Consider the following 26,969-nt stretch of genomic DNA (forward strand, 5'->3'; position numbering starts at 1 on the left):
GGTGCCGCCCCGCAGCCGGGCGGCGGTCTCCCGCGCCGCCTCCGCGACCGCCCGCAGCGGGTCGGCATCCCTCGCCCCGCCCGTCCCGGCCCCGTCGACCGCCTCCGCCGGCGGTGTCGCGCCCGGAGCGGGCGGTGGCAGCACCGCCAGTCTGCCGAGGAGGGTGCGCGTCGCGAGGCCGGTGTGGGCCAGTGCCCGCTGCCGTATCCCCGCTCCGGCCGGTCGTTCCGCCTCCGGTACGAGGGAGGAGCGAAGCCCCGTGCTCAGGGCCCGGGCCGTGCGCAGCGCCGCTTCCGGAAGCGTGTACGGGGCGGTGCGCAGCAGCTCCGCGCAGCGTCCGGCGCCGTCGGCGGCCCGGGCGGCCCGTTCGCGGTAGGGCAGGGCCGCCGGCTCGGGCAGCAGCGTGAGCTCCGCGACGATCAGCAGGGCGAGTCCGAACGTCGCGCCCGCGAGGCGTTCGACCAGCGAACCGGGATCGTACGGCGGGAAGGACGGCAGGATGTACATCAGCTGCAGCCCCGTGGCCGCGCCCGCGAACCGGGGTCCGCCGACGGCCATGAACGCCAGGGCGAACCCGACGACCAGCATCCCGAGGACCGCGCTCCACGTCCGCACGGACAGGTAGGTTCCGAGGGTGATCAGCACCCAGCAGACCGGCACGACGCCAGCCAGCAGCGTGGCCCGCTGCCGCCCGGAGCCGGGCAGACGGGACAGCCCGGCCATCGCGATGGCGCCGAAGAGCGCGTAGGTGGCGCCGACCGCCAGGTCGAAGCCGTAGAGCAGGACGTAGAACCCGGCCCCGGCGGCGATCGTGACGCGCAGCGCCCTGCGCGCCGCCGCCCGGTAGGCGGGCGGCAGTCGGCGTGGGAACGAGCCACCCATGTCCCCAGGATCGCCCGCGCGGCGGTGCCCGGCACGGCGGGAGCCCGGCGGGGCCCGGCGAGCGGCGCGTCGGCCTCGCGCGCGGACCGCCGGGCGGCCGGGCGGAGCGCCGCACGCGGGGTGGCCCGCAGGGCGGCCCGCGGGGCAGGCTGGGCCCATGAACGAGTTGCGCGGTGCCGGCGTCGTCCTGCGCCCTTCCGGTCCCGGGGACGTGCCCGCCCTGGCCGCCATCCGGAGCACGCCCGGGGTCCGGGCACGGTGGCGCGGTGGCGACGACATGGCCGCGGAGGTCGCCTCCGGCCTCGCGGATCCGGCCACCCACTGCCTGACCGTGCTCCACCACGACCGGATCGTCGGAATGATCCAGTGGTACGCCGAGGAGGACCCGGAGTACCGGCACGCGGGGATCGACCTGTTCCTCGACCCCTCGGTGCACGGCAAGGGGCTCGGCAGCGACGCCGTCCGCACCCTCGCCCGCCATCTGGTCGACGACGTGGGCCACCACCGGCTCGTCATCGACCCGGCGGCCGACAACGTCGCCGCGATCCGGTGCTACGAGAAGGTCGGCTTCCGGCCCGTCGGCGTGATGCGGCAGTACGAGCGGGACGCGGACGGCGGCTGGCACGACGGGCTGCTGATGGACCTGCTCGCGTCCGAACTGGTGCGCTGATCACGGCTCCCGACGAGCCCGCCCCAGCCGCCACACACCTCTCAGGAGCAGTCAACAAGCGTCACTCGAGGGCTGGTTGGGCATGAGTTCGGGCACGCCGGGCACCCGACCGCTCATGGGAGAAGACACCGCGAACAGACGCTCGTCCGTCGGAAGCCGGCCGGAACGGTCCGGGCGGCGATGGCCGCTCGCCGCCGTCGTCCTGCTCGTGCTCGCCGTCGCCCTGCTGCTGGTGGGGCAGGTCCTGCGGCTGCCGGGGCTGGACGTCTTCGGCACCGACGTGAAGGACCGTTCCGGACCCGCCGTCCTGAAGTCCGTGCAGGACATGAACCGATACGAGGGGGCGGCCGGGACCTACCAGGTCGTGGTCGACCTGGAGCACGACGCCCGCTACCTGCCCGACGCCATCCGCGGCACCCGCACCCTGTACGTGGCGACCGGCAGCGTCACCGCCTACGTGGAACTCGGCGGTGTCGGCAAGGACGCCGTCACCATCGACGCGAAGCGGACCACGGCGACCCTGCGCCTGCCGCACGCCCGGCTGGCCGCCCCCTCACTGGACCCCGAGAAGTCGTACGCCGTGTCCAAGCAGCGCGGTCTGCTGGACCGGCTCGGCGACCTGTTCTCCGACAACCCGGCGAGCGAGCGGGCGGTCAACGTCCTGGCCGCCCGTCACATCGGCGACGCCGCGAAGGAGTCGGACCTGACCTCCCGGGCGGAGCGGAACACCACCGCCATGCTCCAGGGCCTGCTGCGCGCCCTCGGCTTCGAGCGGGTGACCGTCGCCTACGTCTGAGCGGCGGGCGGGCGGCACTGACTTCGGGCGTCCCCCGGAAGGCGCGGATCAGCCCGCCGTCCAGCCGCCGTCGAGCGGCAGGGACGCCCCGGTGAGGTAGCCGGAGTGGGGGCCGCAGAGCCACAGGACGGCGGCGGCCACCTCCTCGGACTCCAGGAGGCGCTTGACGGGCGAGCGGGCCAGCATCACGTTCGTCAGGACGTCGCCCTCGCTGATGCCGTGGGCGGCGGCCTGGTCCCGCACCTGGCCCTCGACGAGCGGGGTGCGCACGTAGCCGGGGTTCACGCAGTTGCTGGTCACCCCGTACGGCGCGCCCTCGATGGCGGCGACCTTGCTCAGACCCTCCAGCGCGTGCTTGGCGGCGACGTAGGCGGACTTGTAGGCACTGGCCCGCAGTCCGTGCACGCTGGAGACGTTGACGATCCGGCCCCAGCCCCCGGCGTACATGTGCGGCAGGAGCCGGCGCATGAGCAGGAAGGGCGCGGTGACCATCACCTTCTGGATCAGCTCGAAGCGCTCCGGGGGGAACTCGGTGAGCGGGGCCACGTGCTGGAGGCCGGCGTTGTTGACGAGGATGTCGGCCTCGGCCGGGAGGAGGCCGACGGCTCCGGGGTCCGCGAGGTCGGCGACGTGCGCGGCCCCTCCGACGATCTCCGCGACGGCCTTGGCGGACGCAGCGTCGCGGTCGACGACGTGGACGAAGGCCCCGGCCTGCGCCAGCGCCAGCACGCAGGCCCGGCCGATGCCGCTGCCGCCGCCGGTCACCAGGGCCGTGCGCCCGACCAGGTCGACGGGGGCCGTGGGCGGCGGCAAGGGGGCTGGGGAGGGAAAGGTGTGCGTCATGGCCGGAGACGTTAGGCAGCGCCCGGTGACCGACCCATATACACAGCCACCACAAAGCCCTGCTCCTGAATGGTCGCCCATGCCATACGCCGGGTCCAGGGCCTGCGACGGTCCGGAGCCCGCGCGCCCTTCGCTGCGGCAGCTGCATCGAGTGAGGCGCTGACCGCTACCTCGGCGGGGATCGGTATGTGGACGGCAGACATGGTCTCCGTCCCCGGCGTCTTCCTAGGCTCGCGGCCAGTCGGTTGGAGCGGCACCGGCACGGACCGGCACGGTCACCCGAGTGCCCGAGGGAAAGGGACCGTATGGGTCTGGACAAGACGGTCGCGAGCGCGGCGGAGGCGGTGGCCGACATCCCCGACGGCGCCTCGCTCGCGGTGGGCGGCTTCGGTCTGTGCGGGATACCGGGCACGCTGATCGACGCCCTGTGGCAGCGCGGGGTGGACGGTCTCCGCGTCGTCTCCAACAACTGCGGCGTCGACGACTGGGGGCTCGGCCCGCTGCTCGCCGCGGGCCGGATCGCGCGGATGACGAGTTCGTACGTGGGCGAGAACAAGGAGTTCGCCCGCCAGTACCTGAGCGGCGAGCTGGAGGTGGAACTCGTCCCGCAGGGAACGCTGGCGGAACGGCTGCGGGCCGGCGGATCGGGCATCCCCGCCTTCTTCACCCCGGCGGGAACGGGGACCCAGGTCGGCGAGGGCGGCCTGCCCTGGCGGTACGCGGCCGACGGCTCGGTCGCCGTGGCCTCGCCGCCGAAGGAGACCCGGGAGTTCGGCGGCCGCCCGTACCTCCTGGAGGAGGGGATCACCACGGACTTCGCACTGGTCCGCGCGGCCGTCGGCGACCGGCACGGGAACCTCGTCTTCCACTCGTCCGCACGCAATTTCAACCCCCTGGCCGCGATGGCCGGCCGGATCACCGTCGCCGAGGTCGACCACCTCGTCGCGCCGGGCGAGCTCGACCCCGACGAGATCCACCTGCCCGGCGTCTTCGTCCGGCGCGTGGTCCGGGTGTCCCCCGGCGACCCCGCCGCCGAGCGGCGCGTCGAGCGCCGCACCGTCCGACCGGAAGGCGGTGCCTGAGATGGCGCTCACCCGCGAGCAGATGGCCGCCCGCGCCGCCCTGGAGCTGGCCGACGGCAGCTACGTCAACCTGGGCATCGGCCTGCCCACCCTCATCCCCCAGCACCTGCCGCCCGGAGTCGAGGTGGTGCTCCAGTCCGAGAACGGCATCCTCGGCGTCGGCCCGTACCCGACCGAGGACGAACTCGACGCCGATCTGGTCAACGCGGGCAAGGAGACCGTCACGACCCTGCCGGGAGCCTCGTTCTTCGACTCCGCCCTGTCCTTCGGCATGATCCGCGGCGGTCACATCGACACCGCCGTCCTGGGCGCCATGCAGGTGTCCGCCGCCGGCGACCTCGCCAACTGGATGATCCCCGGCAGGATGGTCAAGGGCATGGGCGGCGCGATGGACCTCGTCCACGGCGCCGGACGGGTCCTCGTCCTCATGGAGCACACCGCCAAGGACGGCACCCCCAAACTCGTCGGGACCTGCGACCTGCCGCTCACCGGCCGCGCCGTCGTCCAGCGCGTCGTCACCGACCTCGCGGTCGTCGACATCGGCCCCGACGGCTTCGTCCTCGCCGAACTCGCCCCCGGGGTCACGGTCGACGACGTCCGCGCCGCGACGGGCGCGGCGCTGACGGTGCCGGCCGGCTTCGGGTCCGCACGAACGGCCTGACCGGACGGGCCGGGCGCCCGGGGCTCAGACGGCGGCCGACTCCTCCGCCCGCCCCGGCGCCACGGCCCCGCGGTGCCCGGCGGCCTCGGCCGCGGTGTACGCCGAGGCGAAGGTGAACGCCCGCGGGGACGGCCCGTGCGCCCGCAGCTCCGCCAGCCGCTCCATGGCCTCCTCGACGGTCGGGACCTGTCCGGCGGGGACCCACCACAGCACCAGGTGCGCCTCGACGTGCCGGGCGAACCACTCGCGCCGACGCCGCATCACCTCCAGGTGACCGCTCCGGTAGGCGAAGTCCCACAGGGCCTCCTGCGTCTGCCAGACCGACAGGTTGACGATGACGTCCTCGCCCGCGGGGCGCAGCCCCGTCGCGTCGGCCTCGCCGTCCTCCACGAGTCGCCAGACGAAGCCGGGCGCGGCGTCGGCGGCGGCGTTGACCGGGTCGAGCATGTCGACGAACGGCGCCACGCGCGGGTCGTCGAGGGGGTACCGGAGAGCGGCGACGTTGAGCTGGGCGAGGTGGAGGGCGTGCTCGGGTGAGGTCATGGCCTCATCCCAGCACGACCGCGTTTTCTATGTCAACGAACATTGTTTTTAGAAGCCTCGACGACCACGCAGCACTCGCCCGGCCGGGCGTCCATGCGTGCGCGGACCGGACCGCCCGTACCGATCAGCCCCTCCAGGAGCGCGAGGTTCATGCCGCAGACGAGCGGCGGGAAGCGTTCGGCGACCGCGTGGAAGGGGCAGTTGCGCATCCGGAGGACGCTCCCGGCCTCGCCCCCGACGCCCTCGGCCCCGCCGACGGCCTCCAGATGCGGCTCGTAACCGCGCTCCGCGAGCACCCGCACGGCCTCCTCCAGCCCCCCACACGGCTCCGCCGAGCCCCGCAGGGCCTCGCCCCGGCGGCGCGCGGCCGCGCAGAGCCCGGCGTCGAGGCCCGCCTCCTCGGCGGCCTCGGCGAGGAGGTCGGCGGCGGTGCGGTAGTCGCGGGCCGGCAGCGACACCGACCGCTCGACCCGCGACCGCGTGTACACCTTGGCCGGCCGCCCTGCCCCGGGGCCCGACCTGCCCGTCAGCCGCCGACTCCCGCTCTCCAGCAGCCCCGCCTCGGCCAGCCTGTCCAGATGGTGCGCCGCGAGCGTCCGCGCCACCCCCACCGCCTCGGCGGCCTCGTTGCGGCCGACCTCGCGCCCCTGCGCGGCCACGTACTCGTACAGACGGCGTCGCACGGGGTCCTGCAGCACCGCGATCACATCGATGTCTTCCACCCGGCCATTCTAGGAACAACGCAGGTTGGAGATAGAAGGCCGGCGAGGCCCGCCGGCGAAGGTCCGCCGCCCCGGGCCCCCACCCGGGCGGCGGACCACGCCCGGGGCGGCGGACCGCGGCCGGGTCAGGAGGCGGTCGGCCCGTCGCTCCCGCCCGGGGCCCCCTTCGCGCCCCCGGCCGCCGGGTGGGCCGGGGCAAGGGTGCAGACGCCGTCCACGCACCGACGCTCCAGGCGGCCGCGGGAGACCGTCTGCGCCAGGCCGACCATCCAGCAGGTCGGACAGCCACGGAACGCGACCAGCGACAGCGGGGCCGCGAGCAGTGCGACCGGGCCGACGACGGGCACCAGGGCGATCGAGCCGGCGACCAGCCCGAAACCGACGGCGCCGCGCGCCAGATGGCGCGGGACGGAGCTGCTGGCGAAACTCCTCGGGGGCGGCACGTTCGTCCCGCCGTTCACGGTCACCGTTCTCCTCCTCTTCGGTCGGCGGCTTCCTCGTGTCCCGCTCGGCCGCCCGCCCCGTCCGGCGCCGGGCCCGGCGCCGCCAACGAACGGCGCAGCGACGTACGGGCCCGGTGCAGCCGCGACTTCATCGCGGTGTCGCTCAGACCGAGCGCACGGGCGACGGACCTGCCGGGCAGGCCCTGGACGTCCCGCATGACCAGGACCTGCCGCTGCTCCCGGGGGAGCGCGGCGACCGCGGCCGCGATCCGCTCCACCTCCAGCCGGTGCAGCACCGCCTCCTCGGCGGAGGGCCCGGCGGACCCCTCCGGCTCCACCGGCGGCTCGCCGTTCCGCGTGACCAGCAGGCGCACCTGCCGCAGGCACTCGTTGCGCACGATCCGGAACATCCAGGAGGCGAGCGCGCCGGTGGCGCGCAGGCTCCCGATCTTCCGGTAGAGGACGATCAGCGCCTCCTGTGCCGCGTCCTCCGCGTCCTGCGGCGTGGCGCACAACGACAGGGCGAACTTGCGTACATGGGGCTGCGACTCCAGGACGACGGTGGTCAGCGACGTGACGTCGCCGTCCTGGGCCGCCCTGATGAGCCCCTCGTCGGGCCAGGTGTGGCGTCGGTTCATCTGCCTCTCGCCTCCAGGACGTCCCGCCCGCCTCGGCCGTTCAGCCCCGGCTCCGGTACCGCCGCGTCAGGTGCCATCCGCACGCCGCCACGAGCAGGGCGCCGACCACGATCAGGGCCGTGACCATCATGACTGTCTCCTCCGGTTCCACCGGCCCGTTCGGCCGGTACACGGATAAGAGACGGGAGGGGCCCCGAAGGATTCGGTGTCGGGCGGACATTCCTCAGGCTGGCCCCCGGGCCGTGCCGTCCGGCCCGTCCCCCGGCCGACGCGAGGCGTCAGTTGGGCGGCAGCGGCGGGCCGTCGGCCTCGTCGCCCGGGGTGACACCGTCGTGGGCGGCCGTCGCCCGGGCGTCCGTCAGGTGGTGGTACGTGCCGGTGAGCAGGAGCAGCCGGTCGAGGAACGGCGGCCGGTGCTCCAGGTGGAGGCGTACCCCCGCGGCGGAGGTCTCCCGGTGGAGGGCGAGCAGGGTCGAGAGGCCCATCGAGTCGCACAGGGTCAACCGGGCGCAGTCGAGGCGGACGTCCGCGGGGTGCCGGGCCGCGGCGAGGTGCGTGCGGGCCGCGTCGAGCAGCTCGTCGGCGGAGTCCCAGGCGAGGTCGCCGCCGAGTTCGACGTGAAGGGCACCGTCCGGGCCGGTGGCCGTGGTGAACTCGAAGGTGTCGTCGGGGGAGGTCGTCATGCGTGGGGTCCGGGGGTCGGCGGCGTGGGGATGCGGGTCAGGGCACGGTGTCCCGCGGCGAGGTGGGCCCGTGCGCGGGGGAAGTCGCGCTGTGCGTCGGCGAGGAGGTCGAGTGCGGCGAGCAGGGCTCCGACGGGGACGCCGCGCGCACGGAGGATGCCGGCGGTCCAGGAGAGGAAGCCGACGAACAGCTCCGCGTCGTCGGTGTAGAGGGAGGCGGCGAGGAAGTCGACGATGTGGGCGATGTCCTCGGCGGTCCGGTCCCGCTGCTGCGCGCTGTACGCGGCCATGGCCGGCACCTTCGCCTCCAGCCCCGCGAGGACGTCGCGGGTGAGCTGGACCCGGGTGCGGGTGACCAGCGTGTACTCCTGGTCGAGCAGATGGGGAAGGCCCTGCTCCGGGGTGGTCGGGGCATCGGCGGGGCGGCGCAGGCCGACGGCGAGGAGGTCCGCGGCGGCGCGCGCGTCGGGGGCCCATCCGTCGGCGCCGAGCAGCCGCGCGTATCGGCCGTCGGGTCCGAAGGCGGCCCCGCCGACCAGGACGGGCAGTCCGACGGCCTGGACGGCGGTGATGGCGGCGTGGGCCGTCGGGAGACGGACCGGCAGGGACGAGGAGAGCGCGACGGTGTCGCTGCCGTTCTGGTGCAGATGGGCGATCAGGTGCGGGGTGGGGACCTGCGCTCCGAGGTAGTCGACGGTGAAGCCCCGGCCGCGCAGGACCTCGGCGAGCAGGCGCGCCGGGAGCGCGTGCCACTCGCCGTCGACGCAGGCGACGGTGACGCGACCGCCGGTCGGGCCGCCCGCGAGGCGAGGGCCCGGGATCCGGTGGGCGAGGGCGGCGATGACGCGGTCCTGGATCGCCGTCACGGCGTGCTCCTGGGCGACGGTGAGCCGGCCGGCGGCCCATTCGCGGCCGACCTTCGCCTGGACGGGGCCGATCACGTCGAGGAGGAGGTCCTCCACCGGGATGCCGGCGTCGCGGGCGGCGAACACCGTCGCGGCGGCCGCGTGCTCGTCCCTCGCGTCGAGCGCCGCCCAGAGCCGCTCGCGGGTCGCCGCGAGGGTGGCGGGGGCGGGTGCCGGCGGGGTGACGGGGGCGGGTGCCGGCGGGGTGGGGTGCGTGGTCATGCGGTGTACCTGCCCCGGGTGTGGCCGTTCACCGCGGTCAGATGGGTGGAGTGCGGCGCGGTGATCGCCACGACGGCCATGTCGTCGTGGGGGCCGGTGCCGACCCAGTCGCCGGCGAGCATCTGCATGCGTTCGACGACCGCCTCGGCGGGGAAGCCGACGCACTCCGCCAGAGCGGCCCTGAGCCGCTCCTCGCCGAACATGGCCGACCCGAGCGGCCCGCCGCGGGCCTCGGTGATCCCGTCCGTGTAGAGCAGGCAGGTCTCCCCGGGGTCCAGGTGCACGGTCGCCGACCGGGAGGTGACCTCGGGGAGCGCGCCGACGAGGGTCCCGCGGGTGTCCGCCTCCTCCACCTCGCCCGTGGTGCGCAGGATGAGGGGGCCGGGGTGGCCGGCGCTGGTCAGCCGGAGCCGCACCCGGGAGCCCGAGCGGCTGACCGAGGCCAGGACCAGCGTGGCGAACCGGGTGTGACGGGTGGTCAGGAGCGCGCCGTTGAGCAGGCCCAGGACGTTCTGGTGGTCGCCGGCGAGGGGCAGCAGCGCGTGCAGGGTGCTGCGGATCCTGCCGGTGAGCACGGCGGCGTCCAGGCCCTTGCCGCACACGTCCCCGAGGACGGCGAGCGACTCCTGGCCGGCGTCGGCCCCGGGGTGGACGTCGTAGAAGTCGCCGCCGATCCGCTCGGTGTCCTGGGAGGTGCGGTAGCCGCCGGCGAAGTCCACCCCGTGCACGTGGTGGAGCTGCGGCGGGAGGAGTTCGGCGATGAGCGCGCGGGTGACGCGGGCCTGCTCCGCGTAGAGGCGGGCGGCCGACAGGGCGGCGCCCGCACGGGCGGCGAAGAGCCGGGCGAAGAGCTCCTCGGAGGCGTCGAAGGCCGCCCGGCCGTCGCGCCGCAGCAGGATCAGCACGCCGGCGGGCACGCCGTGGCCGGGCAGGGGCGTGACGGCCACGGAGCCGGGGACGCCCTCGAAGCCCTCGGGCACGGCCCAGTCCGGCAGTTCGGCCGGGTCGATCCACCGGGAGGGCACCGGTGGGAACCCCTGGAGTGCCTCGGCGAGGCCCGGCACCACGGTGGGGTCCATCGCCACGTGGCGCCGGGTGACCCGCTCCCCCACCGCGGTGACGAGGGGGTGGCGGTTGCGCACGGCGGGCGCGATGACGAGCGCCGCGTCGGCGAGGTGGGCGGCCGCGAGCTGCGCCGCCTTCTCCAGGCACCGGTCGGGGTTCAGCGAGGACAGCAGCTGGGTGGACGCCTCGGCGAGGAGCGCGGCGCGTTCCTGTTCGCTGCGCAGGGCCCGTTCGGCGGCGACGAGGTCGGAGTCGTCGACCAGCCACCAGGCGACGTCCCCGTGGTCGGCGAGGGTGGGGTGGGCGCGCAGGCGCCGGCCCTCGTGGCTTCCCCGCGCGGCGGGGCGCCTGGCCCGTACGGGGGTGTCGGCGGGCCCTCCCTGGCGGGGCGGGCGGGCCAGTCTTCGGTGCGCGTCGGCGAGCCAGAGGGGGGCGACGTCGTCCAGCCACGATCCGACGACCATGTCGGGGAAGAGGTCGGCGGCGGCGTCGTTGAACTCCACGACTCCGCCCTCGCGGTCGGCGACGACCGCCGGATGGGGCGCGCGGAGCCAGGAGGTGCCCACGGCCGTGGGCACACCCCGCGACCGGCCGGACTCGGGTTCGAAAACAGTCATACGCGGGGCCCGCTACGACCGGCCCGCCACCTTCCGCCTCGACGACAGCTCGTCCGCCCACCTTTCCTCAGGCGCCGCCCCACATCAAGCCGGGCCCCCTTCTCCGACCCTTTCAGGGCTTCTTCGGGCCATACCCCCACCTTCCCGGCACAAGGGCTTCACCGAACGGTCACGTCGCGCGGCGTGTCGGGGGCGGCTGCCGCTCCGGTGGCGGTGGCGGTGAGGACGAGCACCGCCTGGTCGTCGTCGATGTCCTGACCGCCCGTGAAGGCGTGGACGGCGCCGGTGACCGCGTCGAGCACGCCCCGGGCGTCGGAGCGGGGGGCGCCGAGCGCCACGGCGTCGGCGAGCCGCCGGTCGCCGAACTGCTCGCCGCCGGCGTCGCGGGCCTCGGTGATGCCGTCGGTGTAGAGCAGCAGGCTCTCGTGCGGGGCGAGACGGAGGGAGTGGGTGACGACGTCGGTGTCGGGCGAGATGCCGAGCAGCGAGCCGGGGGTGTCGAGCGCGTGCGCGGTGCCGCGGGAGTCGAGGTGGAGCGGCAGGGTGTGGCCGGCCCGGACGAGTTCGACGTCCAGCCCGTGCGCGGTCGGGGTGAGCCGGCCGTAGACGAGGGTGACGAAGCCGGTTCCGTGGCTCCCGGGCCGGTTGACCAGGGCCCGGTTGACGGCCGCGACGACCGTCCCGGGGTCGGGCAGGAGCGCGGCGACGGCGCGCGCGGTGTGGCGGACGAGGGCGGTGGTCGTCGCGGCGATGGCACCGCGGCCGCACACGTCCCCGAGCATGAACGCCCATCGGCCGTCCTCCAGCGGGAAGACGTCGTAGAAGTCGCCGCCGATGTCCAGCCCTTCGCCGGCGGGGTGGTAGTAGGTGGCGACGTCGGCGCCGGGCACGTCGGGGAGTTCCGGCATGAGCAGGCCGGCCTGGAGGTCGCGGGCGAGGGCGACGCGGTGGGTGTACTGGCGGGCGTTGCGTGCGGCGGAGGCGGCGCGCCGGGTGAGCTCCTCGGCGAGTGCCACGCTGTGTCCGTCGAAGGAGTGCTCCCCGGTGGAGAGCAGGGTGACGGCGCCGAAGGCGGTGCCCCGGTCGAGCAGCGGGATGCAGAGGTAGCCGGTGACGTCCAGTTCCTCCCAGGGGCCCGGTCCGGTGGGTGCGCGGCGGGCGACCTCGGCGGCGCGGGTGGCCAGGACGCGGGCCACGACGTCGTCGGCGTCGTCGCCCGGGAGGTGGGCGGCGAGCGTCCGCCGCCGTCGTTCGTCCGGCGCGGCGGCCGTGACGCGCCGCAGCCGTCCGTTCTCGACGATGTCGACCGCGCACATCGGCGCCAGCCGCGGGGTGCAGGAGGCCGCGAGGCTCTCCAGGGTCTGGAGGGCGTCGAGGTCGGCGGTGAGGGCGGTGCCGGCCTTGAGCAGGAACGCGAGGTCCTCGCGTGCCGCCCGCTCGCGGTTCTCCGCGGACCGGCGGGCCGTCTCGGCCTGCTCGCGCTCGACGGCGAGCGCGGCGGTGTCGGCGAAGAGGCGGGCGAGGGCGAGGTCGGCGTCGCGCGGGGCGCGGGCGGCGCGGTGGTACATGGCGAACGTCCCCAGCAGGGCGCCGTCCCGGCCCAGGACGGGGGTGGACCAGCAGGCGGCCACACCGGCCCGCTCGGCCAGGTCGCGGAAGTCCTCCCAGAACGGGTCGTTCGCGATGTCGGTGACGATCACGGGCGTACGGCGGTGCGCGGCGGTGCCGCAGGACCCGACGCCCTCGCCGACGGCGATGCCGTCGATGGCCTCGTTGTAGAAGTCGGGCAGGCTCGGGGCCGCGCCGTGGAAGAGGTGGCGTCCCTCGTCGTCGGCGAGCAGCACGGAGACCATGAGCTCCTCGGGGGACAGCTCCTCCATCGCGCGGGCCATGGCGTCGAGGACCTCCGTCAGGGGGGCCTGGCGGGCGATCCGCTCCAGCAGCGCGCGGTGTTCCGCCGTGAGCCGCTGGGCCTGCCTGACCTGGGTCGTCTCCACCCCGATGACCCGGACGCCGGTGACGTTGCCGCCGGTGTCGACGCGGGGCTCGTACGTGAAGTCGAAGAACGCCTCCCTGGGGCACGCCGTGTCGCCCAGTAACACCCTGGCGTCGCGGCCGGTGTGGGGCTTGCCCGTCCGGTAGACCCGGTCGAGGAAGCCGATCAGTCCCTGCTCGACGAGCTCGGGCATCAGCTGCCCGAGGGGGATGCCAGTACGGGCGCTCCGGTCGCCGCCGATCGCTTTGAAGAACGCCGGGTTGGCCGACTCGACCATGTGCGCGGGCCCCGCGAGGGAGGCGAAGACGGCGGTCGACTTCCCGAAGAGGGCCCTCAGGTCCTCGTCCGCCGGGCCGGGGATGTCCGGGGTCGCGGCTTCCGGTTCTACGGGCCCGCGGGGCCGGGTGCCCGGTACGCGCCTCATGCGTTCTCTTCCCTGTTCGGCCGGGCCGTCGGGCCGGCGCCGGTGGAGGTGTCCGCTCCCGCGGTGTCCCCGGCCAGGGCGCCGGGCACGTCGGGGTGCACGGCGAAGACCTGGTCGAGGCCCGTCAGCGAGAACAGCCGGAGTACGTTGCGCGGCACGGCCGCCAGCCGCAGCTCGCGGTGGTGCGCGGTCAGCCGCCGATACAGCCTCAGCAGGGCGCTGATGCCGCTGGAGTCGCAGAATGTCAGAGCCGCGAGGTCGACCACGACCGGCCCGTGCCCGCATTCCGGTTCCAGTGCTCCCCGTGCGGCCTCGTCCAGCCGCACGGCGCTCCGGAAGTCGATCTCCCCGCGCAGCACGAACACCGTGCCCCGTTCCTCGCGCCTGACGGCCACTGTGAGCACCTTCTACTTCCTCTTCCTCCGCGTCAGGCACAGGTCGGTCCGTCACCTCGCGGGAGTGACAGCGGCACACCTGTCCCGAAACGCGGACCTCAATCCTCCGGTTCACCCGCTTCCCCGACGTTTCGGCGAAGCGTTCGGGGTGACACGGGCCGTGGGCCGTCGCCGTCACCCGAAAGGAGGCATCCTCGTCCGGCACCGGGCAGGACCGGGCGGGGGGTGTCTTCGAGAGCGGGACGCGGGCGGCACCGTGTGGCGCGGTCCCGTGCCCCGTACGCGGGGGACGGGGCCGCGCTTCGGTCGCACAGGGGTATCTACCGGCGAAGGGGGCCGCGATGTCGGCGAGCGGTGGCGGGGAGAGGGGCACGGCCGGGGAGGGCACGGCCGGGCTCGGGCGGGACGTGGTGCTCGCGGTCGGGCTCGCGGCGGTGGTCGTGGGCGGCGCGGCCCTCTTCCTCAGGACGGCCCGGGCGGCGGGTGCGCAGATACCCGTGGTGCCCGTGACGGTCTTCCTGGTGCTCGGACTCGGGGTGGCGCTGGCACGTTGGAGCGTCGCCCCGGTCCGCGGCCGGGCGCGGCCCCGCGTCCGGGGCCGGGCGCGCCGCCGCGCCACCGGGTCCGCGGCCGGCGCCCGTCCCGGACCGGCGGAGACGCCGGTGGTGGACGGCGACGCGCTGGACCACTCCGGGGTCGACCCCGACGGGTTCGAGCACTCCGTGGCGGCGCTCTGCGCGCGCGACGGGTGCACGGCCGTGGAGGTGGTCGGCGGCGCGGGCGACCTGGGCGCCGACGTCCTGGCGACCACCGCCGACGGCCGGCGCGTGGTGATCCAGTGCAAGCAGTACGGCCCGGGCCACCGCGTCGGCTCCCCGGACCTGCAGCGGTTCGGCGGCACCTGCTACACCGTCCACGACGCCGACGTCGCCGTGCTCGTGACGACCAGCTCCTTCACCGACCCGGCCCTGGAGTACGCGGCCACCTGCGGCATCCTCTGCGTGGACGGCGAGGCCCTGGACGCCTGGACCTCGTCGACGGCGACGGCCCCGTGGGAGGCGCTCCCCGAGGGGCGCGAGAGCGTCCCCGGGTGAGGGCCCGGGGACGGCGCGCGGCGGCGTCAGACCTTGCGCCACTTCGCCTGGCCGAAGGAGAAGACGCCGAAGAGCACCAGGCCGGCGGCGACGGCGAGCAGCAGCCAGGGCCCGGCCGGTGTGCCGGCGAACGAACGGATCGCGTCGTCCATGCCCTTGGCCTGCTTCGGGTCGTACGCGACCGCCGCCTTCAGGCCGGAGAAGCCGAGCGCGCCGAACACCAGGCCGCGTCCGACACCGCCGGCCACACCGGTCACGTCCATGAGGCGGCGCTGGTACGTCGCCATGCGGGCCCACTCCAGGCGGTCCCGGTACTTCCGCAGGACCGCCCGGCCCGCTATCCACACTCCGGCCGCCAGGACGCCGGCGGCCACCGCACCCACCCACCAGCGGCCGCCGGGGAGTTCGAGCAGGCGGGCGGTGACGTCCCGGCTCTGCCGGTCGGTCGAGCCCGCGCCGCTGCCCCGCTCCCCCACCGCGAAGGAGAGGACGAGGAAGGCGGACGCGGCGTAGAAGACGCAGCGGCCCGCCGACAGGGCCCGCTTGTGGGGACGGTCGCCCTTGGGGCCCGACGCGCCGAAGACGGCCTCCGAGAGCCGCCACACCGCCATGCCGGCGAGGCCGATGCCCAGGGCCCAGAGCAGGACCGTGCCGAGCGGGGTGGTCGCGACGCGCGCCAGAGCCCCTCCGCGGTCGGCCTGTTCGCCCGTTCCCGTCAGGCCGACGCGCACGGCCAGCGCGCCGACGAGCAGGTACAGCACGCCCCGCGCCGCGAACCCCGCCCGGGCACCCGCGCGGACGGCCTCGCCCCGGAACGCCTTGGCCGTACCGGCCGTGTGCACTCTCGCAGTTGTCATCTTGGCAAGCTCCTCTCGCTTCAGGCTCCGGGTGCCCCGTCCTTCCGCGGCGAATCCGTGTTCCCGCCGTTTCGAGTGGGCGCGAGCGGTGACGCGGGAGGGAGAAGGTGCCGCGTTCGACCGAGGAGGACCGATGGACAGCTGGCGCGAGGCAGCGGCCTGCCAGGACGACGACCCCGATCTCTTCTTCCCCGTGGGGAGCGGCGCACCGGCGCTCGCCCAGGCCGAGGAGGCGAAGAAGGTCTGCCGGCCGTGCCCGGTGCGCGAACAGTGCCTGCGCTGGGCCATGGACGACTCCCGTCAGGTGACGGGGGTGTGGGGCGGGCTCACGGAGAACGAGCGCCAGGCGCTCCGCCGGCGGCTGCGCCGCGGGGCGGACGAGCGACGGTGACGGGCTGCGGGGACGGCCGAGGGGCGGGGCCGCTACGCCGGCTCCGCCCGGCCCTCTCCGGGGCCCGCCGTCCCCTGGCCGGCGTCCGCCGGTGCGAGGGCGAGCCGGGCCCGGACCTGCTTGCCGGCCGGGTGCGGCTCGACGGTCACGCTCTCGCAGACGGCGATGACGATCTCGACGCCGTGCTGGCCGATCCGCCGCGGGTCGTGGCCCCGGGGGACGGGAGCGGCGGCCACGCCGTCGATCACGGAGATGTCCAGGTGGTCGCGGCCCAGCTCAAGGACCAGCCGGAAGGGGCCGGGCGCGTGCCGGACCGCGTTGGTCACCAGCTCGCTGACCACCAGCTTCGCCAGGTCGACGTGGTCCCGCGACACCGGCGCCGGCCGGGCGCCCGGGGCGGCGAGGAAGTCGCCGGCGAAGGCACGGGCGGCCGCGATCGCGCCCGCGTCGGCTCCGTCGTAGGAGGCGCCCGCGGACAGGATGGGCTCCCGAGCGGCACGCTCCGCCGTGATGGCGTCCGTCATCGCCCCGTTCCCCTTTCTTACGGCTTTCCGGGCGCACTGAACGCCTCGTATTCCGCCCTTCCCCCCTTTGCGGTTTCCACACCGCCGACACCGGGAATCACTGGCGTCACCGCTCTGTCGGCCGTCCGGTCGGGAGGCAGGGTGCTCCGCGAGGCCCCGGCCGTCCAGGGGCGGCGCGGCAGGCTACTCCGGTACCCCGCGGCCGCGCCAGTCGAGGCACAGGACGAGGACCGGGCCGGGGACGTCGCGGGGCTGCTCGCGCAGTGCCCGCACGACGGCCTCGGGGGCGTCGGCGCCGTTCAGACGTGCCGCCAGGGCGACGGCTCGGGCAACGGGGCCGTCCGCCGCCTCGTCCGGGCCGCCGGGCGCGCGCTCGGGCTCCGCGCAGCCGCGGGCCACGAAGACCAGCCGGTCGCCGGGGCGGACGCGCAGCCGCTGGGTGGCGTAGACGGAGTCCTCGAACATGCCGAGCGGAAGCTGCCGGTCCAGTGCGATCCGTCCGGTCGCCGAGCCGCGGGTCCGCCAGACGGTCGGCGAGCCGGCGTCGACCACCTCCGTCCGGCCGGTGGCGAGGTCGAAGCCCAGCAGGAGGGCGGGGAGCGACGCCCTCCCCCGGTACTGCCCGTAGAGCGCCTGGTCGGTGAGGCTGGCCTGGCCCACGAGGTCGAGTCCGGCGCGTCGGGCGTTGCGGATGGCGGTGAGTGCCAGGGTGCTCACCTGCGCGGAGGGCGTGCCGGGACCGGTGCCCTCGCCGACGACGAGCTGGAGTCGGCCCTCGGTCACGCTCCAGTCCAGGACGTGTCCCCCGGACGCGTGGGCGGGCTCCCAGTGGGCGTGCAGGTCGAACTCCGGCGCGGCGCACGCCCGGCCCGGGAGGACGTCCCACTGCATCCCGCCGGCGACGCCGAGGGCCGCCGCCCCTCGGGTGGAGCGGTACAGGTCGGTGTGCCGGTCGGCGACGTGCAGGGCGTGCCCGAGCGTCTCGGCGGCCGCTCCGAGGCCCTCGGCCGCCTCCGGGGTGGTCCGCTCGGCGGGCAGGCCGACGACCAGGACTCCGTACCGGTCGCCGCGGACCGTCACGGGCAGGTACGCGGTCCCCGTGGGTCCGTCACCACGGAAAAGATATGGTTGCTGGGTACGGAAGACGCGACCGGCGTGCCCCGCTCCCACGGGCTCGTGCCGCACCCCGGCCGGATTCTGCACCGGCTCGACGGGGCGCAGGCAGGTGAGCCCGTAGTCGACGAGCAGCAGATCGGCCGAGGAGGCGGCGTACCGTCGCGCGAGAAGGACACGGAGGGAGTCCAGGAGAAGGTGTGGCGGCGCCCCGCGCAGAGCGCTCTCCACCGTCACGTGTCGATCCACCGCATCCGTACCGCCTTCTGGAGAGTTGTGAGATGACCGGTCCGTCGGAAGGCCGACACTCCTCGCCCCCGGACGCCCGAGGAGTGTCGGCAGGCATGAACACCAACCCCGACCCGTCGCGGCGGGAGGCGCAGCAGGCGACGCAGGGCGCCCGTGAGCTCATCGAGCTTCTGGAGGTGCTGTGGGAGCGCGGCCGGGACATGGTGTCCTCGACGCCGGTGTCGGCGTCTCAGCTGCGCGTGCTGTACAGCCTGGACCGCGAGGAGGGCATCAGCCTGCGCACGCTGGGCGGGCTGCTCGGGTCCGCGCCGCCGTCGGTGAGCCGGATGTGCGACCGGCTGGAGGCGCTGGGCTTCGTCCAGCGGCTGCCGAGCCCCGTCAGCCGCAGGCAGCTCGAACTGCACCTGACCGCGCACGGCAAGGCGTACCTGCGGGACCTCCGGGCGCAGCGCGAGGAGGCCCTGCTCGCGGTCATCGCCGGCATGTCGGCCGCGAGCCGCAAGGCGCTGCTGCGCGGCCTCACGGGGTTCCAGGAGGCACTGGAGGAGAGCGGCGCGCCGATGGCGTCGTCACGCCCGGACACGCCGCTCAAGGACGTCAGTTCGGCCTGATCGCCGCGCACCCTCGGCCTCGGCCGGCGGTACACCCATGCCCCCCTCTGGTCGCCCTCGTCGTGTGCGCACCGGAGCACGAGCCCGGTGTTGCCCCAAGGATACAGTTGTCACACGGCAACTGTTGCCACGGGCCCGTGCCAGTCGAGACAGATCACCAGGGCGTCGTCCTCCAGCGGCGACTCCCCGTGGTACAGGGCGAGTTCGCGCAGGACCGCCTGCGGCACGTGGGTGGGCGGGAGCAGTCGCGTGCCGCCGAGCGCGCGCGCCAGGGCCCGCTCCCCGTAGCTCTCCCCGCCGGGCGAGACGGCGGCGTACACCCCGTCGCTGCCGAAGAGCAGCCGGTCCCCCGGGAGCACGGTGAACCGCTCGGTCGTGTAGACGGTCTCCTCGAACATGCCGAGGGGCAGCTGCGCGTCGAAGGTGACGGACTCGACGGACCGGCCTCGCATCCGCCACATGCGCGGCGAACCGGCGTCGACGGCCTCCACCTCGCCCGTCGCGAGGTCGAAGGAGAGCAGGAGCACCGACACGTAGGTGGCGCCCCGGTACTGCGCGTAGACGGCCTGGTCGGCCAGGGCCGCCTGGTCCGCGAGGCCGAGTCCGGCCCGCCGGGCGTTGCGGAGGGCGCTGATCGCGAGGTTCGTCAGGAGTGCGGCCTCGATGCCCTCGCCCATGCCGTTGGTGACGGTCAGGGTCAGCCGCCCCTCGGAGACCGACCAGTCGTAGTTGTCGCCGAAGATCGCGTAGGCCGGTTCCAGATGGGCGCCCAGGGCGAACTCGGGGCGGGTGCACGCGCGTCCGGGGAGCAGCTGCCACTGCATCTCGGCCGCGAGGGTCAGCCGGGCCGCCCGCCGCGCCAGGACGTAGAGGTCCGTGTCGCGCTCGGCCACCAGGATCTCGTGTCCGAGAGCCTCGCAGAGCTCTCCCAGGGCGGGCAGCAGGGGCCCCACGTCGGTCTCCGGCGGCAGGTCGGCGGACAGGACGCCGAGCCGGTCCCCGCGGACCGTGACGGGCAGGTGGACGCGGGTGGCGTCGGAGTCGTGGGTGACGTACGGCTCCTGCGAGCCGAAGGCGCGTCCCTGCGGACTGTCGTGGATCGGGACCGCCGGCGCCGCGCCGGCCGTCCGCTCGACCAGCTGGAGCGTCCGCAGTCCGTAGTCGGCCAGGCGGAGCTCCACCCGCCGGGCGTCGCAGTGCTTCCGCAGGGCGTCCTCCACGACGCCCACCAGCCGGTGCGGCGCCGCCTTGCGGAGTGCCTGCTCGACCGCGGCGATCTCGTGCACGTTCTCCCGGTTCCTCTCTCTGCGAGCGGGGCCCCGGAACCCGGGGCAGCCCCGCTCTTCCTATCTCGCGCCGCCGACGGCGGCCAGCGCCTCGGCCAGCCCGTCGTGCGGCGGGACGGCCGACGTGACCCCGGTGATCTCCAGGATGCGCCGCACCGCGGGCGTCGGCGCGGTGAGGTACAGGTCTCCCCCGGCCGCGCGCGCCTTGTGGACCACCCTGATCAGGACGTTCAGGCCGGACGAGTCCATGAAGTCCAGCGCGGACAGGTCCAGGACGAGGTGCCGCCTGCCCTGTCCGAGCTGGTCCGTCAGGTGCTCCTGAAGACGGTCGGCCGTCTCCATGTCGAGCTCTCCGCGCACGGACAGCACGACGGTGCTGTCGTCTCGGATCTCCACGTCGACGTCCAGATTCGGTTCTCGCTCGGACATGCTTCCTGCTTTCCACGGTGAAGGACGGTCGGGCGGTGTCAGGTGACCCGGACGCCGACCAGACAGGTGTCGTCGTCGGTGTCCGACTTACTGCGGGACAGCAGCAGGTCCAGTCGCCGTTCGAGGCTGTCGGCGGGCATCCCGGCGACCGCCAGCAGCTGGGCGACCGAGTCGTGGACGGAGGTGTCCCGCCGTTCGACGAGCCCGTCGGTGTACAGGAGGACGGTGTCCTCGGGTTCGAGCCGGAGCTCCGACTCCTCGTACTCCGCCTCTGCGAGGGCCCCGAGGAGCAGCCCTCCGAGCAGCGGCAGGTCGGCGGCCTCGCCGCCGCGCACGAGCACGGGCGGCAAGTGCCCCGCCCGGGCCCAGCGCAGGGTGCGGCTCTCGGGGTCGAAGATCCCGCAGACGGCGGTGGCGGTCACGTGCGCCGTGAGGTGGTGGGCGACGGTGTTCAGCCAGGCCAGCAGCTGTCCCGGACCCGCTCCGGTGACGGCGAGGCCGCGCAGGGCGTTGCGCAGGACGACCATCCCGGTGGCGGCCTCGATGCCGTGGCCGGCGACGTCGCCGACGCACAGCAGCACCTTCTTGGACGGCAGCACGACGGTGTCGTACCAGTCGCCGCCCACGAGGGACTCGGACTCCGCCGGACGGTAGCGGACGGCGACGTCGAGGCCGGGCGCGTCCAGCGGCGCGTTCACCGGCGGCATGATGGCGTGCTGGAGCTGGAGGGCGAGCCGGTTGCGCTCCGCGGCCTCCTCCTCCGTGGCGGCCAGCCGGTCGCGGGTGGCCGTGAGGGCGACCTCCGTCCAGTGCTGCGCGGAGATGTCCTGGTAGGCGCCCCGGACCGCGTGGAGCCGGGCGTCCGGGCCCACGGCGGGTTCGGCGATCACCCGGATGTGCCGGGTGACGCCGTCCCGGCGCAGCAGGCGGAAGGCGGTGGACCCCGCCCTCCGCTGGTGCAGCACGGAGTGCAGGAAGACCCGGATGGTGTCCGCGTCGTCGGGGTGGGCGTGGTCCGCGAGGTCGTGCAGGGAGACGGGGGGCTCCGTCGTCGGCCGGCCGAAGAGGTCGAAGAGCTGCCCGTTCCACGTGATCTCGGAGGTGAGGACGGACTCCTCGAAGGCGCCGACGCGGCCGAGCCGCTGGGCGTGCTGGAGCAGGCTCGCCAGTCGGGCCGACTCGTCCTCGACGCGCCAGATGAGCAGGACGCTGTCCCCGTGGCGGCTGATGCTGATGTCGGCCGGGGCGGAGAGCGGCACCTGGTCCACGAGGGCGGTCAGCCGGGCGCGCCGGGCGCGGAAGGGCTCCCCGGTGGCGTAGACCCGCTCGATCCGGTCGAACAGCTCGTGCTCGCGGGCGGTGGCCGGGTACGCCTCCAGGAGCAGCGCTCCCTCGACGGCGCTGCGGGACCGGCCGGCCGGGTCCTGGAAGTGGGCGTTGGCGTGCCGGATGCGGAAGTCGGCGAGGCGCCCCTCGTCGTCCAGGTCCGGGGTCAGCACGAGGGCGGGGTCGTAGAGCCCGTCGACGAGTTCGGCCAGCTCCAGCACCCGGTCCGCGCCCGGCACGAGGGGCCGCGCCGGGACACCCGGCGCGGCATGGCTGCCCAGGGTGTGGGCGCACAGCTCGGCGAGGGCCTCGATCTGCCGCTCCACGGCCTGGGGCTGGGGCTCCAGGGGCCGGTCCCAGCAGATCTCCAGGACGCCCTGGATCCGGCCGCCGGTCCCGGCGGGGACGACGACGCGGCCGCCCTCGGGATGGCGCGACCGTCCGATCGAGGGGATCCCGGCGTCCGCCGGGCCCGCGTACCAGACCGTCTTCCGGCCGGTGAGGGCCTGCCGGGCGGCGGTGGCCACCCCCGGCGGTACGTAGTGCCAGCGGGCCGCCTCGTCCGCGCCGAACCCCGCGTGCCCCCGCAGGGTCAGGGAGCCGTCCGGCCCGGTGGTCCAGATCGCCACGGCGACGGCGCCCAGCGGTTCCAGGGCGTGCGCGAGGAGCGACTCGGCGACGGCCTGGGTGTCGCCCGCTCCCAGCGCCGCGCTCTCGGCCGTCCGCAGCCGCAGGGCCACGGAGGCGCCGTCGGCGGGACCGCCGGGTTCGCCGACGGCCGTCCTGACGAACGCGTCGGCGACGTCCGCGACCTGGTCCCGGGCCGCCTGGTTGATGATGTCGGCGGCCAGTTCCAGCTGCGAAAGGCCCGCCTGGTCGGCGAGGGCCGCGAGCTGCGCGGCGGCCTGCGCCGGGCCGCACCCCAGGCGCTCGACGAGGACGCCCTTGGCGAGTTCGACCAGGGCGCGGCCCTCGGCCGCCGCGTGCGCGGCGCGCACCTCTCCGCGGAGCCGTTCCACGGTGGCGGCCAGCCGGCCGACCGTGAGGCGGTCGTCCGTCGGCGCGCCGAGGTCGTCCCCGGACGCGGGCCGGGGGACGCCCGCGGCGGGATCCGCCGGCGCCGGAGCGTCGCCCCCTGGGGGAACGGGGGACGGGTCCCCGCTCCGGAGATGGGAGGCACTCACGTCGAAGACTCCAGGGTCGGGGCGGCCGTGGGGCCGTCGGGGGAAGGGGAACCGGTGGCGCCGGTGGGCCGGGGCCCGCGGTGGGGGCCGGTGGGGTCGGACACGGCGCTACCCCTCGCTCAGCCAGCGGCCGACGCACGCGATCAGCTCGTCGGCGTCGACGGGCTTGGTCACGTAGTCGCTGGCGCCGGAGGCGATGCTCTTCTCCCGGTCGCCCGGCATGGCCTTGGCGGTAACCGCGATGACGGGGAGTTCGGCGTACTGCGGCAGCTCCCTGATCCGGGCGGTCGCCGTGTAGCCGTCCATCTCCGGCATCATCACGTCCATCAGGACGAGGTCGACGGCGGGGTTCTCCAGGAGCGCCGCGATCCCCTTCCGGCCGTTCTCGGCGTGCAGCACGGTGATCCCGTGCAGTTCGAGGATGCCGCTGAGCGCGTACAGGTTGCGGGCGTCGTCGTCCACGACGAGCACGGTCCGGCCGTGCAGGGTGGTGTCGATGGTCTGCGGCGCCGGCGCCCGGTGGTCCCCGCGGACCAGGGGCACGACGTCGCCGGGCTGCTCGGCCGACAGGTGCAGGGCGATCCGCTCGCGCAGTTCGTCCAGGCTGGAGAGCAGCTCCAGGGGGCGTCGCCGGGCCAGCTCCTGGAGGGCGCCTTCCTGCTCGACGGCGAGCCGGCGGTTGTTGTGGGCGAGGACCGGGACGGTCCGCAGGGCCTCGTCGCCGTCCATGGCGTCGAGGAAGCGCAGGGCGTCGCCGTCGGCCATGTCGACGTCGAGGACGACGCAGTGGAACGGCTGGGTGGCCAGGGCCGCGGCCGCCTCGTCCGGCCCCACGACCGCGATCAGCTCGATGTCCCGGTCGGCGTGGCCGCGGTCGGCGGCCAGCTCCGTGACGGCGTTCTCGGCGACCAGCGCGAGGAGGCCGCGCAGCCGCTCCTCGATCACGAGGAGCCGCCGGGTCGGCCGGACCGCGGCGGGGAGGGCGACGGGGCCGGGCCGGTCCGGCGCCGTGACCGCCTCCCCGGCCGCGGCCGACGGGCCCGGGAGGGCCGGCTGCTCGGTGAAGTCGGGGCGGGTGACGGGCAGGTAGAAGCTGAAGGTGCTGCCCTCGCCGGGCACGCTGGTCACGGTGAGGGCGCCGCCGAGCAGATAGGCGATCTCGCGGCTGATGGACAGCCCGAGCCCGGTGCCGCCGTACTTCCGGTTGGTCGTCCCGTCCGCCTGCTGGAAGGCGCCGAAGATGGCCTCCAGGTTCTCGGGGGCGATGCCGATGCCGGTGTCCGTGACGCGGAAGGCGACGACCGGGCCGCCCCGGTGGACCGTCGCCGGGAGTTCGCCGTCGGCCGCCGGTTCGATGCGCAGTTCGACGCTGCCGTGCTCGGTGAACTTGACGGCGTTGGACAGAAGGTTGCGCAGCACCTGCCGGAGCCGGGAGTCGTCGGTGACCAGGTCGACGGGGACGCCGGCCGCGGTGGAGACGGTGAACGTGAGGCTCTTCTGCGAGGTGAGGGGGCGGAAGGTCGCCTCGACGTAGTCGAGCAGCCGGCGCAGCGCCACGCGCTCCGGGTTGAGGTCCATCTTCCCGGCCTCGACCTTGGACAGGTCGAGGATGTCGTTGATCAGCTGCAGGAGGTCCGATCCGGCCGAGTGGATGATGCCCGCGTACTCGACCTGCTTGGCCGTGAGGTTGCGGGTGGGGTTCTGGGCGAGCAACTGGGCCAGGATGAGGAGGCTGTTGAGCGGGGTGCGCAGTTCGTGGCTCATGTTCGCCAGGAACTCGGACTTGTACGTCGAGGCCAGCGCGAGCTGCTGGGCGCGGTCCTCCAGCTCCTGCCGGGCCTGTTCGATCTGCAGGTTCTTGGCCTCGATGTCGCGGTTCTGCGAGACGAGCAGGGCCGCCTTCTCCTCCAGCTCGGCGTTGGAGCGCTGGAGTTCGTCCTGCTGCACCTGGAGCTCCTCGGTGCGCGAGCGCAGTTCACCGGCCAGCCGCTGGGACTCGTCGAGCAGTTCGTCCGTACGGGCGTTGGCGACGATGGTGCTGACGTTGACGCCGACCGTCTCCATGAGCTGCTCCAGGAAGTCCCGGTGCACGGAGGTGAAGGGGCCGAAGGCCATCAGCTCGATGACGCCGAGCACCTGGTCCTCGACCACGATCGGCAGCACCACCAGGCTGCCGCGGGCCGTTCGGCCGAGACCGGAGGAGATGGTCACGTAGTCGCCGGGGACGTTCTCGGCGGCGATCGTACGGCGGCTGCGGGCGGCCTGTCCGACGAGCGACTCGCCCAGCCTGAAGCGGTCGTGGCCCTGGTCTCCGGCGGGCCGGCCGTAGGAGCCGACCAGCCCCAGCTCGATTCCCTCCGCGCCCTCCGTGGCCAGGTAGAAGGCGCCGTACTGGGCGGACACGAGGGGGGTCAGCTCGTCCATGACGAGCTCGGCGACGACGGCCAGGTCGCGGTGGCCCTGCATGAGGGCGGAGATCCGGGCCAGGCTGGACTTCAGCCAGTCCTGCTCCTGGTTGGCGCGCGTCGTCTCGCGCAGCGAGCCGACCATCGCGTTGATGTTGTCCTTGAGCTCGGCCACCTCGCCCGACGCCTCGACGGTGATCGAGCGGGTGAGGTCGCCCTCGGCGACCGCGCTGGCGACCTCGGCGATGGCACGGACCTGACGGGTCAGGTTGCCGGCGAGCTCGTTGACGTTCTCGGTCAGCCGCTTCCAGGTGCCGGAGACCCCCTCGACCTCCGCCTGGCCGCCGAGCCGGCCCTCGCTGCCCACCTCGCGGGCGACGCGGGTGACCTCGGCGGCGAAGGAGGACAGCTGGTCGACCATCGTGTTGATGGTCGTCTTCAGCTCCAGGATCTCGCCGCGCGCGTCGACGTCGATCTTCTTCGACAGGTCGCCGTTGGCGACGGCGGTGGTGACCTGCGCGATGTTCCGCACCTGGCCGGTGAGGTTGTTCGCCATGGAGTTGACGTTGTCGGTGAGGTCCTTCCACGTCCCCGCCACGTTCGGCACCCTGGCCTGGCCGCCGAGCCGGCCCTCGGTGCCGACCTCGCGGGCGACGCGGGTCACCTCGTCGGCGAACGCCGACAGGGTGTCCACCATGGTGTTGATGGTGTCGGCGAGCGCCGCGACCTCGCCCTTGGCCTCCACGGTGATCCGGCGGGAGAGGTCGCCGCGGGCCACGGCGGTGGCGACCTGGGCGATCGACCGCACCTGCCCGGTGAGGTTGGACGCCATCACGTTGACGTTGTCGGTCAGGTCCTTCCAGGTGCCCGAGGCGCCCCGGACCGTGGCCTGGCCGCCCAGGTTGCCCTCGGTGCCGACCTCGCGGGCGACGCGGGTCACCTCGTCGGCGAAGGCGGAGAGCTGGTCGACCATCGTGTTGATGGTCGTCTTCAGCTCCAGGATCTCGCCGCGCGCGTCGACGTCGACCTTCTTCGACAGGTCGCCCGTGGCCACCGCGGTGGCCACGTGCGCGATCGCCCGCACCTGCGCGGTGAGGTTCCCGGCCATGGAGTTGACCGAGTCGGTCAGGTCGCGCCAGGTGCCGGAGACCCCCTTCACGTCGGCCTGCCCGCCGAGGATGCCCTCCGTGCCGACGTCACGGGCCATGCGCGTGACCTCGTCGGCGAAGGACGACAGCTGGTCGACCATCGTGTTGATGGTGTTCTTCAGCTCCAGGATCTCGCCGCGCGCGTCGACGTCGATCTTCTTCGACAGGTCGCCCCTGGCGACGGCGGTGGCGACGTGGGCGATGTCACGGACCTGCGTGGTGAGGTTGCCGGCCATGGCGTTGACCGAGTCGGTCAGGTCAGCCCAGGTGCCGGAGACCCCGGGCACCACGGCCTGACCGCCGAGGGTCCCCTCGGTGCCCACCTCGCGGGCGACGCGGGTCACCTCGGAGGTGAACAGCGACAGCTGGTCCACCATCCCGTTGAAGACCGTGGAGATCTCCCCGATCAGCCCGCCCGCCTCGTCGGGCAGCCGGGTGCCGAAGTCGCCGTCGCGCACGGCCGTCAGACCGGCCAGGAGCTGCCGGAGCTCGGATTCGCCCACCGCGGCCGGCCCCGGCCGTCCCTCGGTGGCAGAGCCCTCGATCGTCGTCTCAGACATGCCCCATCCTTCGTCACCCGTCAGACGTGTGCTCACGTGCCGTACGGTCACGATCACGTGCCGGAACCATCCGGCCACTTCGTACGACCACGGCCTCAACCGTTGCCGTACGGCAATCATGACGACACTACCTCCCCGTGATCCACACGAGGAGGGCAGTGCGGTGCCGGGCGGCCTGAAAACACTGTCGACCCTGTCCACACCT

General features: G+C 74.4%; 24 protein-coding genes and 1 pseudogene. 7 read left to right on the plus strand and 18 right to left on the minus strand.

Going from position 1 to position 26,969, the window contains the following annotated elements; all coding sequences use genetic code 11:
• Positions 1 to 882 (minus strand): annotated as a pseudogene (locus AB0424_RS17450) (FUSC family protein); the annotation flags it as partial.
• A 157-nt stretch (positions 883 to 1,039) separates the two neighbouring features.
• On the opposite strand from AB0424_RS17450, the gene AB0424_RS17455 reads away from it, so the two are divergent.
• Positions 1,040 to 1,552 (plus strand): GNAT family protein, encoded by a 513-nt coding sequence (locus tag AB0424_RS17455; RefSeq protein WP_366306255.1) that lies wholly within the window; start codon positions 1,040 to 1,042, stop codon positions 1,550 to 1,552.
• A gap of 115 nt (positions 1,553 to 1,667) precedes the next feature.
• Positions 1,668 to 2,348, plus strand: a complete 681-nt coding sequence (locus tag AB0424_RS17460; RefSeq protein ID WP_366306257.1) for a DUF4230 domain-containing protein — start codon at positions 1,668 to 1,670, stop codon at positions 2,346 to 2,348.
• Between the two features lie 48 nt (positions 2,349 to 2,396).
• Here AB0424_RS17460 and AB0424_RS17465 read toward each other — a convergent pair whose 3' ends face one another.
• Positions 2,397 to 3,191 carry an SDR family oxidoreductase gene (locus AB0424_RS17465; protein ID WP_366306259.1) on the minus strand — a complete coding sequence of 265 codons (795 nt, stop codon included), beginning with the start codon at positions 3,189 to 3,191 and terminating at the stop codon, positions 2,397 to 2,399.
• 305 nt (positions 3,192 to 3,496) lie between these two features.
• Here AB0424_RS17465 and AB0424_RS17470 point away from each other — a divergent pair, with 305 nt between their 5' ends.
• On the plus strand, positions 3,497 to 4,273 hold the full coding sequence (locus AB0424_RS17470) for a CoA transferase subunit A (protein WP_366306261.1): 777 nt from the start codon (positions 3,497 to 3,499) through the stop codon (positions 4,271 to 4,273).
• Position 4,274: 1 nt separating this feature from the next.
• A complete protein-coding gene (locus tag AB0424_RS17475) occupies positions 4,275 to 4,934 on the plus strand; it encodes a 3-oxoacid CoA-transferase subunit B (RefSeq protein WP_366306263.1) in 660 nt (219 codons plus the stop codon).
• A gap of 24 nt (positions 4,935 to 4,958) precedes the next feature.
• On the opposite strand, the gene AB0424_RS17480 is transcribed toward AB0424_RS17475, so the two are convergent.
• The 9 genes from AB0424_RS17480 to AB0424_RS17520 all read right to left on the minus strand — a co-directional run bounded on the left by AB0424_RS17480 (position 4,959) and on the right by AB0424_RS17520 (position 13,596).
• A complete protein-coding gene (locus AB0424_RS17480; RefSeq protein ID WP_366306265.1) occupies positions 4,959 to 5,477 on the minus strand; it encodes a DUF3291 domain-containing protein in 519 nt (172 codons plus the stop codon).
• A 32-nt stretch (positions 5,478 to 5,509) separates the two neighbouring features.
• A complete protein-coding gene (locus AB0424_RS17485; RefSeq protein WP_366306267.1) occupies positions 5,510 to 6,199 on the minus strand; it encodes a helix-turn-helix domain-containing protein in 690 nt (229 codons plus the stop codon).
• A 125-nt stretch (positions 6,200 to 6,324) separates the two neighbouring features.
• The gene (locus AB0424_RS17490; RefSeq protein ID WP_366306268.1) at positions 6,325 to 6,666 is read right to left on the minus strand and encodes a hypothetical protein; all 342 of its coding nucleotides are present in this window, start codon (positions 6,664 to 6,666) and stop codon (positions 6,325 to 6,327) included.
• Positions 6,663 to 7,280, minus strand: a complete 618-nt coding sequence (locus tag AB0424_RS17495) for an RNA polymerase sigma factor (protein WP_366306270.1) — start codon at positions 7,278 to 7,280, stop codon at positions 6,663 to 6,665. The genes AB0424_RS17490 and AB0424_RS17495 overlap by 4 nt, the downstream gene beginning before the upstream one ends.
• 278 nt (positions 7,281 to 7,558) lie before the next feature.
• The gene (locus AB0424_RS17500) at positions 7,559 to 7,963 is read right to left on the minus strand and encodes an STAS domain-containing protein (RefSeq protein WP_366306272.1); all 405 of its coding nucleotides are present in this window, start codon (positions 7,961 to 7,963) and stop codon (positions 7,559 to 7,561) included.
• A complete protein-coding gene (locus AB0424_RS17505; RefSeq protein ID WP_366306274.1) occupies positions 7,960 to 9,090 on the minus strand; it encodes a cobalamin-dependent protein in 1,131 nt (376 codons plus the stop codon). The genes AB0424_RS17500 and AB0424_RS17505 overlap by 4 nt, the downstream gene beginning before the upstream one ends.
• Positions 9,087 to 10,772 (minus strand): PP2C family protein-serine/threonine phosphatase, encoded by a 1,686-nt coding sequence (locus AB0424_RS17510; protein ID WP_366306275.1) that lies wholly within the window; start codon positions 10,770 to 10,772, stop codon positions 9,087 to 9,089. Before AB0424_RS17510 ends, AB0424_RS17505 begins: the two co-directional genes overlap by 4 nt.
• 158 nt (positions 10,773 to 10,930) lie before the next feature.
• On the minus strand, positions 10,931 to 13,192 hold the full coding sequence (locus AB0424_RS17515; protein WP_366306277.1) for a GAF domain-containing SpoIIE family protein phosphatase: 2,262 nt from the start codon (positions 13,190 to 13,192) through the stop codon (positions 10,931 to 10,933).
• The gene (locus tag AB0424_RS17520) at positions 13,189 to 13,596 is read right to left on the minus strand and encodes an STAS domain-containing protein (protein ID WP_366306279.1); all 408 of its coding nucleotides are present in this window, start codon (positions 13,594 to 13,596) and stop codon (positions 13,189 to 13,191) included. Before AB0424_RS17520 ends, AB0424_RS17515 begins: the two co-directional genes overlap by 4 nt.
• A 332-nt stretch (positions 13,597 to 13,928) precedes the next feature.
• Between AB0424_RS17520 and AB0424_RS17525 the strand changes: the two genes are divergently transcribed.
• The gene (locus AB0424_RS17525) at positions 13,929 to 14,681 is read left to right on the plus strand and encodes a restriction endonuclease (protein ID WP_366306281.1); all 753 of its coding nucleotides are present in this window, start codon (positions 13,929 to 13,931) and stop codon (positions 14,679 to 14,681) included.
• Positions 14,682 to 14,707: 26 nt separating this feature from the next.
• Here AB0424_RS17525 and AB0424_RS17530 read toward each other — a convergent pair whose 3' ends face one another.
• Positions 14,708 to 15,538, minus strand: coding sequence for a DUF1206 domain-containing protein (locus AB0424_RS17530; protein ID WP_366306283.1), 831 nt, complete (start codon positions 15,536 to 15,538; stop codon positions 14,708 to 14,710).
• A gap of 133 nt (positions 15,539 to 15,671) precedes the next feature.
• Here AB0424_RS17530 and AB0424_RS17535 point away from each other — a divergent pair, with 133 nt between their 5' ends.
• A complete protein-coding gene (locus AB0424_RS17535) occupies positions 15,672 to 15,929 on the plus strand; it encodes a WhiB family transcriptional regulator (RefSeq protein WP_366306285.1) in 258 nt (85 codons plus the stop codon).
• Between the two features lie 32 nt (positions 15,930 to 15,961).
• Here AB0424_RS17535 and AB0424_RS17540 read toward each other — a convergent pair whose 3' ends face one another.
• Together AB0424_RS17540 and AB0424_RS17545 are read right to left on the minus strand one after the other, a co-directional pair.
• Positions 15,962 to 16,453, minus strand: a complete 492-nt coding sequence (locus tag AB0424_RS17540) for an ATP-binding protein (RefSeq protein WP_366306286.1) — start codon at positions 16,451 to 16,453, stop codon at positions 15,962 to 15,964.
• A gap of 183 nt (positions 16,454 to 16,636) precedes the next feature.
• The gene (locus tag AB0424_RS17545) at positions 16,637 to 17,803 is read right to left on the minus strand and encodes a PP2C family protein-serine/threonine phosphatase (protein ID WP_366306288.1); all 1,167 of its coding nucleotides are present in this window, start codon (positions 17,801 to 17,803) and stop codon (positions 16,637 to 16,639) included.
• 107 nt (positions 17,804 to 17,910) lie between these two features.
• On the opposite strand from AB0424_RS17545, the gene AB0424_RS17550 reads away from it, so the two are divergent.
• Complete coding sequence (locus AB0424_RS17550; RefSeq protein ID WP_366306289.1) at positions 17,911 to 18,426, plus strand: MarR family transcriptional regulator; 516 nt, start codon at positions 17,911 to 17,913, stop codon at positions 18,424 to 18,426.
• Positions 18,427 to 18,536: 110 nt separating this feature from the next.
• On the opposite strand, the gene AB0424_RS17555 is transcribed toward AB0424_RS17550, so the two are convergent.
• The 4 genes from AB0424_RS17555 to AB0424_RS17570 all read right to left on the minus strand — a co-directional run bounded on the left by AB0424_RS17555 (position 18,537) and on the right by AB0424_RS17570 (position 26,764).
• Positions 18,537 to 19,712 carry a PP2C family protein-serine/threonine phosphatase gene (locus AB0424_RS17555; RefSeq protein ID WP_366306291.1) on the minus strand — a complete coding sequence of 392 codons (1,176 nt, stop codon included), beginning with the start codon at positions 19,710 to 19,712 and terminating at the stop codon, positions 18,537 to 18,539.
• Between the two features lie 60 nt (positions 19,713 to 19,772).
• Complete coding sequence (locus tag AB0424_RS17560) at positions 19,773 to 20,141, minus strand: STAS domain-containing protein (protein WP_366306293.1); 369 nt, start codon at positions 20,139 to 20,141, stop codon at positions 19,773 to 19,775.
• A gap of 38 nt (positions 20,142 to 20,179) precedes the next feature.
• On the minus strand, positions 20,180 to 22,651 hold the full coding sequence (locus AB0424_RS17565) for a SpoIIE family protein phosphatase (RefSeq protein WP_366306295.1): 2,472 nt from the start codon (positions 22,649 to 22,651) through the stop codon (positions 20,180 to 20,182).
• 108 nt (positions 22,652 to 22,759) lie between these two features.
• Positions 22,760 to 26,764, minus strand: a complete 4,005-nt coding sequence (locus AB0424_RS17570) for a HAMP domain-containing protein (protein WP_366306296.1) — start codon at positions 26,762 to 26,764, stop codon at positions 22,760 to 22,762.
• Positions 26,765 to 26,969 lie beyond the last annotated feature (205 nt).

Source organism: Streptomyces sp. NPDC051180 (assembly GCF_040689545.1).
GTDB lineage: Bacteria > Actinomycetota > Actinomycetes > Streptomycetales > Streptomycetaceae > Streptomyces.

Excerpts from the sequence above, each read along its gene's own strand:
- AB0424_RS17530 (WP_366306283.1), bottom strand. The coding sequence starts at position 15,538 with ATGACAACTGCGAGAGTGCACACGGCCGGTACGGCCAAGGCGTTCCGG.
- AB0424_RS17500 (WP_366306272.1), bottom strand. The coding sequence starts at position 7,963 with ATGACGACCTCCCCCGACGACACCTTCGAGTTCACCACGGCCACCGGC.
- AB0424_RS17540 (WP_366306286.1), bottom strand. The coding sequence starts at position 16,453 with ATGACGGACGCCATCACGGCGGAGCGTGCCGCTCGGGAGCCCATCCTG.
- AB0424_RS17505 (WP_366306274.1), bottom strand. The coding sequence starts at position 9,090 with ATGACCACGCACCCCACCCCGCCGGCACCCGCCCCCGTCACCCCGCCG.
- AB0424_RS17535 (WP_366306285.1), top strand. The coding sequence starts at position 15,672 with ATGGACAGCTGGCGCGAGGCAGCGGCCTGCCAGGACGACGACCCCGAT.
- AB0424_RS17525 (WP_366306281.1), top strand. The coding sequence starts at position 13,929 with ATGTCGGCGAGCGGTGGCGGGGAGAGGGGCACGGCCGGGGAGGGCACG.
- AB0424_RS17495 (WP_366306270.1), bottom strand. The coding sequence starts at position 7,280 with ATGAACCGACGCCACACCTGGCCCGACGAGGGGCTCATCAGGGCGGCC.
- AB0424_RS17515 (WP_366306277.1), bottom strand. The coding sequence starts at position 13,192 with ATGAGGCGCGTACCGGGCACCCGGCCCCGCGGGCCCGTAGAACCGGAA.
- AB0424_RS17455 (WP_366306255.1), top strand. The coding sequence starts at position 1,040 with ATGAACGAGTTGCGCGGTGCCGGCGTCGTCCTGCGCCCTTCCGGTCCC.
- AB0424_RS17470 (WP_366306261.1), top strand. The coding sequence starts at position 3,497 with ATGGGTCTGGACAAGACGGTCGCGAGCGCGGCGGAGGCGGTGGCCGAC.
- AB0424_RS17475 (WP_366306263.1), top strand. The coding sequence starts at position 4,275 with ATGGCGCTCACCCGCGAGCAGATGGCCGCCCGCGCCGCCCTGGAGCTG.
- AB0424_RS17550 (WP_366306289.1), top strand. The coding sequence starts at position 17,911 with ATGAACACCAACCCCGACCCGTCGCGGCGGGAGGCGCAGCAGGCGACG.
- AB0424_RS17465 (WP_366306259.1), bottom strand. The coding sequence starts at position 3,191 with ATGACGCACACCTTTCCCTCCCCAGCCCCCTTGCCGCCGCCCACGGCC.
- AB0424_RS17460 (WP_366306257.1), top strand. The coding sequence starts at position 1,668 with ATGGGAGAAGACACCGCGAACAGACGCTCGTCCGTCGGAAGCCGGCCG.
- AB0424_RS17560 (WP_366306293.1), bottom strand. The coding sequence starts at position 20,141 with ATGTCCGAGCGAGAACCGAATCTGGACGTCGACGTGGAGATCCGAGAC.
- AB0424_RS17570 (WP_366306296.1), bottom strand. The coding sequence starts at position 26,764 with ATGTCTGAGACGACGATCGAGGGCTCTGCCACCGAGGGACGGCCGGGG.
- AB0424_RS17480 (WP_366306265.1), bottom strand. The coding sequence starts at position 5,477 with ATGACCTCACCCGAGCACGCCCTCCACCTCGCCCAGCTCAACGTCGCC.
- AB0424_RS17510 (WP_366306275.1), bottom strand. The coding sequence starts at position 10,772 with ATGACTGTTTTCGAACCCGAGTCCGGCCGGTCGCGGGGTGTGCCCACG.